At 47.1% G+C, this 5,910-nt stretch carries 3 protein-coding genes and 1 pseudogene; 2 read left to right on the top strand and 2 right to left on the bottom strand.

Annotated elements, in window-relative coordinates; translation table 11 throughout:
• Nucleotides 1-95 precede the first annotated feature (95 nt).
• Nucleotides 96-707: an FN3 associated domain-containing protein gene (locus tag DXA15_RS24350; protein WP_233567611.1), complete on the top strand. Its 612-nt coding sequence runs from the start codon at nt 96-98 to the stop codon at nt 705-707.
• A gap of 67 nt (nt 708-774) precedes the next feature.
• A pseudogene (locus DXA15_RS24345) lies at nt 775-3,835 on the top strand (glycoside hydrolase family 2 TIM barrel-domain containing protein).
• 91 nt (nt 3,836-3,926) lie between these two features.
• Here the strand turns inward: DXA15_RS24345 and DXA15_RS24340 are convergent.
• Together DXA15_RS24340 and DXA15_RS24335 are read right to left on the bottom strand one after the other, a co-directional pair.
• Nucleotides 3,927-4,814, bottom strand: coding sequence for an Rpn family recombination-promoting nuclease/putative transposase (locus DXA15_RS24340; RefSeq protein ID WP_128135759.1), 888 nt, complete (start codon nt 4,812-4,814; stop codon nt 3,927-3,929).
• A 394-nt stretch (nt 4,815-5,208) separates the two neighbouring features.
• Nucleotides 5,209-5,664 (bottom strand): HU family DNA-binding protein, encoded by a 456-nt coding sequence (locus DXA15_RS24335; protein ID WP_128135758.1) that lies wholly within the window; start codon nt 5,662-5,664, stop codon nt 5,209-5,211.
• Between the last annotated feature and the right edge of the window lie 246 nt (nt 5,665-5,910).

Below are 5,910 nucleotides of genomic sequence, written 5' to 3'. Positions count from 1 at the left end.
AATAATAAGACGAAGGGGAGCATTAACCTTAAAAGACTTAAAGCTGGATGGGATGAGAACTTTTTGGAGACACTTTTACAAGAGAATAATTTTTAATGCGTCTGCCCTGTACGACCGACGGGAACGAGCCGGTCGCCACATCATCCCTGTACACCGACTCTCTGGTTGTCACCAACGATATCACAATCAACGCTGCAACCTTTGCAAACGGCAAACAAATGGGGAAAACCCTGACCCTCCCGCTCCATTGGAACAAGGCCACCGCCCGCCCCGTTCAGGATGGAAACAGTCAGACATATCGCCTGACCAACGGATTACGGGGCAGCAACAAACAATCCGACTTCGAATGGTGCGGCTGGTACGACGAAGATGCAACCTTTACGATCGACCTGGGAAAAACGGAGGCAATGAATGAAATAACAATCGGTTGCATCACCAATTACGGAATGGGCGCACATATCCCCGGCCGGATTACGTTGTCCGTCTCAGACGACAACCAGGCATATACGCAGGTTGCAGAACGCAGTTTTACTCCGGAAGAAATATTCCGCGAAGGAATCCGCATCGAAGACAAGACATTCGACAACCTGAAGGCTACAGGCCGTTACCTGAGAGTCGCCCTGAAAAATCCAGGTAAATGCCCGGACGACCATACACGTCCCGGACAAGGAACCTGGATGTATATAGATGAAGTCACAGTACAATGAAACATATCAATCTAAAATACAAATGAGAAAAACGAGGTTATCTATTTTCGCTCTGTGCTGCCTGGGGATGCTCCAGGCGGCTACAGGGTCGACAGACAACAACAAGCCCGAGTGGCAAAGCCAGTACGCAACCGGACTCAACAAACTGGAACCGCATGCTTACGTCTGGCCTTTTGAGAACGAGAAAGCCGTGTCCGTACGCGACCACGAATCGTCCCCCTGGTACCAAAGCCTGAACGGAAAATGGAAATTCCATTGGACAAAGAACCCGGACAACCGCCCGAAAGATTTCTACAAGCCTTCTTTCTATACCGGAGGATGGGCAGATATCAACGTTCCCGGCAACTGGGAACGGCAGGGATACGGTACCGCCATTTACGTAAACGAAACGTATGAGTTCGACGACCCGATGTTCAACTTCAAGAAGAATCCGCCTTTCGTCCCTTATGAAGAAAATGAAGTCGGCTCTTACCGCCGCACCTTTACCGTTCCGACAGACTGGGACGGTCGCCGCGTGGTTCTCTGCTGCGAAGGCGTCATCTCTTTCTATTATGTATGGGTGAACGGGGAAAAACTAGGATATAACCAGGGTTCTAAAACCCCGGCAGAATGGGATATTACCGATAAGCTAAAACCGGGCGAGAACACCGTAGCCTTGGAAGTCTATCGCTGGAGCAGCGGCTCCTACCTGGAATGCCAGGACATGTGGCGCCTGAGCGGTATCGAACGAAGCGTCTACCTCTACAGCACGCCCCGGCAGTATATTGCCGACTACAAGGTGGTATCCACTCTCGACAAGAATACTTACAAAGACGGCATCTTCAACCTGGACGTTCAGATTGCCGGTCCGGCAAATCCGGACGCCCGCATCGCTTACCAGCTGAAAGATGCCGACGGTAAAACCGTCCTGAAAGAAGAGGCAAAAGTCCCTACCGGAGAAAACAGCCGGATTACACTCAAAGAAGCGACAATCCCCGGTATAAAAGCCTGGAGTGCCGAACATCCGAACCTGTATACGCTTATCCTCTCCCTGAAAGACGCTGGTGGCAAAGAAACCGAACTGACCGGAGGCAGAGTAGGCTTCCGCACGTCCGAAATCAAAGACGGCCGCTTCTGCGTGAACGGCGTACCGACATTGGTGAAAGGAACCAACCGCCATGAACATTCGCAACTGGGCCGTACGGTCAGCCGCGAACTGATGCTGAAAGATATCGAGTTGATGAAGCAGTATAACATCAACACCGTACGTAACTCCCACTACCCGACCGACCCGTTATGGTACGAACTTTGCGACGAATACGGCCTCTATATGATCGACGAAGCCAACATCGAATCGCACGGAATGGGATACGGTCCCGAATCACTGGCTAAAGACAGTACCTGGCTCCCGGCCATATGGACCGCACCCGCCGGATGTACGAACGTTCCAAGAACCATCCCTGCATCGTAATCTGGTCGCTGGGCAACGAAGCTGGCAACGGCATCAACTTCGAACGTACCTACGACTGGCTGAAATCGGTCGAGAAGAACCGCCCCGTACAGTACGAACGTGCCGAACAAAACTACAATACCGACATCTATTGCCGTATGTACCGCTGCGTAGACGTAATCAAAGAATATCTGAACCAGAAGGAACCGAAAATCTACCGTCCTTTTATCCTCTGTGAATATGTGCATGCGATGGGTAACAGTGTCGGCGGCCTGAAAGAATACTGGGACGTATTCGAAAACGAACCGATGGCACAAGGCGGTTGCGTCTGGGATTGGGTGGACCAGTCTTTCCGCGAACTGGATGAAAATGGCAATTGGTATTGGTCGTATGGCGGCGATTACGGTCCTAAAGGTATCCCCAGCTTCGACAACTTCTGCTGTAACGGCCTGGTCAGTGCCGACCGTGAACCGCATCCGCATCTGAACGAAGTGAAAAAAGTCTACCAGTATATCAAGACAAAACTGACAGACGAACGCAATCTGACCCTCTCCATTAAAAACTGGTACGATTTCAGTAACCTGAACGAATATACCTTAAACTGGCAGTTGGTTACAGACGACGGCCGCACTGTCCGCCAGGGAACGGAAACCGTCGATTGCCTCCCTCACGAGACAGCTACTTTGACACTGGGTAAAACCGTTTTGCCGAAAGACTGCAAAGAAGTCTTCCTGAACCTGAGCTGGACACCTAAGCAGACACGTCCGTTCTTGCCGACTACTCATGAAGTTGCTTACAACCAGTTTGTATTGGCAGCCAATAAAAACTATCAGCCGAAATATCCGGGTCTGAAAGCATCAGCGTTGAAACAGGACGGCAACACGTTCAACAACGACCGTATAAGCATCTCTTTCTCCCCGGAGACAGGAGCCATGACATCTTACAAACTCGATGGTAAAGAGTTACTTTCAACCCCTCTCACCATCAGCCTGTACCGTCCGATTACCGACAACGATAACCGCGACCGCAATGGTGCCCGCCTCTGGAAAACCGCCGGCCTCGACAAACTCAGCCAACAGGCAACAGCTTTCCGCACAGGCAAGAACAGCGTACAGACAACCCTGGCACTACTGAATGACAAATCCGAAACAGTAGGGACAGCGACACAGCACTATAGTGTCAACCCTGACGGCACAGTAAAGATAGCGACTACCTTTACCCCGGACACCACCATCGTCAAATCGTTGGCACGCATCGGACTGACCTTTGAAATGCCTGCCGAATATGCACAGGTTTCCTATCTGGGACGTACCGGAGAAACCTACACAGACCGTATCCAAAGCGGCCGTATCGCCATCGACCGGACAGACGCGGAACGTATGTTCCATTATTACGTCAAACCGCAATCGACAGGTAACCGCACGGATATGCGCTGGGCAACAATCACCAACGAAACCGGTAACGGCCTGCACGTAACGGCTGCCCACCCATGGCAATTCAGTATCGTTCCTTTCGCGGACAGCAATATCGATGCATCCACGCATATCAACCAACTGAAACGAAGCGGCACAGTCACCGTCCATATGGATGCTGAACAGGCCGGCGTAGGAACAGCTACCTGCGGCCCGGGTGTATTGCCTCAATACCTCGTCCCGGTAAAGAAGGCAACGTTCGAGTTATTATCCGGCCGATAAAGTAACAGACTGTTGCAAACCTTATTCATATTACAAAAAATCCCGGAGAGAAAAATTCCCCGGGATTTTTTATGGCTATCTTCTTAATATAAATCTTTAAAGCTGTTCGATCTCTTCGGAAGTCATACCAGTTGCTTTCATTATGACATCAGTCGATATTTGCATCGCTTTCATGTTTTGAACAGTTCTTTGCAAAGCTTCTTGCTGACCTTTTTCAATACCTTCTTCCAGGCCCTTTTCCAGGCCCTTTTCCATGCCTCTCTTCAAACCTTTCTCCTCGGCTTGTTCGATAGCATATTCGGTCGTACATCGCCAATCACGATAACGCTTCAGGACTTCGTCATACACGTCACGTTCATGGGATGTCATTGCATTCACGTTTGCAGCATCGAGTATACGACGAAACGCTTCATTTTCCTCCTTGAAAGGAGACATATCAAATATATCCATATTCTTCAATATATAAATCAGATTCTCAAAAGGAGTTACGCATTCCTCTTTACTCAAATTAAACAACTCAAACGAAATATAAATCTGTTTCAGTTTGACTTCACCAAAAGATTCACCTGTTTCTTCATTCGCCAAGACTACGTTCGTTCGCCAGGAATAAAACTCCGGCAAGCTGAAGTTCAACAAGTAGATACCATACACGGGAAGAAGTTCATACTTCCACCCCGAACCTATCTGTCCCTGACGGGAGATCATTCGACAAATATAATAAAATCCACGGTTAAAAAAATAGCGTTGGGGACAATTCTGCATCTCCAAAATAAACTTCGTGCCATCTACATCTTCACAAAGACAATCGAAAATAACTGTGCGCTGGTCCAATGACTCGGGTAAAATTTCTTTATCCAGGTAAGTCAAGTCTTTAACTTGTCGCTCGCCCTCCAAGGCGGCATTGATAAAGTCGATAGCTACTTGTTTGTTACCGAATACGGCTTTGAAGCCGCGATCTAACATAATGTTTACGTACTGTTCCATAGTACAAGGTTTTAAATGGTTGGACGTCCGATAGTGAACGATGTGCCAAAGGTAAAAATCTTTTTCGGAATAAAAAACAAATTATATATAAATGTAAAATATACCAAAACCTGCACCTGAATAAGGGAAAACTTATAAGTTCCTCATCTCGAAATTCCGACTTCTTCATCTCATGAAGTTGACTTCTTCATCTCGCAAAGCCAACCTCTTCATCTCACGATACTGGCTTCTTCAAGTTTCGGAAAAGACTTCTTGATGTTTCAAAGCAAGTCTCTTCATGTTTCGGAGTTTACTCCTTCATGTTGCGAAACAGAGTTCTTCTACCCGAAAAGCCGAAATAAAAATCCCCTCCGGAAAACCGGAGAGGAAATTTTAATCATTCAGAAAATAGAAATTATTCAATCTCCGGACGGTCACCACCAGACTCGCCAGAACCGCCACCGGTATTTGTCTTGCCTTCAACCAGCTTGTCGATCCATACAAAGTCCACTTTTTGCATAGCTGTCTTCAATTCTTCACCGGGCTGGAAATTAATATTTACACAATTAATGTCCGTAGCCTTCAGATCTTCTTTCTTATCCTTGCCCTTACTGTTAAGGGATGGAGAAAACGTACCCCAATTACCGAGTTTCACACTATGCCCGTCCGACATCAGACGTTGCAATATTTTTCGAAATTGACGAAGAGACATCAAAGCCTCTGCCGGATTAAGTGTCGTCTCATCAGCAATGAGGTCGGCAACTTCGGTCTCCCCGATCAATCCGGTGGAGTTTTGAACGACATACCATTTTTTGGGTGCATTCTTGTCCCGCGGATTAGCACGCTGGATTGCTTTAATTAAAATACTCATAGTTATAAAACTTTAAATTATTAAAAATAAAAATACAGTAACTATTGTTGTTGCAAAACTTATAACACATACAAACAGTGATATGATAAGATCATAAGTCTTGCCTTTTTCATAACATTTCTTTCCATTTAAAATCCAACAAAGTTGGATAATTCATTATTAATTAACTTTTATAATTTATCTTTGTATCAGGATGTTAAGAGGAAGTAGGCTCTGCTGAGGAGCAACCTACCAGCAATAAGCATC

Origin of the sequence: Parabacteroides sp. AM58-2XD (assembly GCF_003463685.1) — a bacterium.
In the GTDB taxonomy this organism is placed as follows: domain Bacteria; phylum Bacteroidota; class Bacteroidia; order Bacteroidales; family Tannerellaceae; genus Parabacteroides; species Parabacteroides segnis.
Note: the sequence above shows the minus strand (reverse complement) of the source record. Positions and strands in the feature narration are given on the sequence as shown.

Excerpts from the sequence above, each read along its gene's own strand:
- DXA15_RS24350 (WP_233567611.1), top strand. The coding sequence starts at position 96 with ATGCGTCTGCCCTGTACGACCGACGGGAACGAGCCGGTCGCCACATCA.
- DXA15_RS24335 (WP_128135758.1), bottom strand. The coding sequence starts at position 5,664 with ATGAGTATTTTAATTAAAGCAATCCAGCGTGCTAATCCGCGGGACAAG.
- DXA15_RS24340 (WP_128135759.1), bottom strand. The coding sequence starts at position 4,814 with ATGGAACAGTACGTAAACATTATGTTAGATCGCGGCTTCAAAGCCGTA.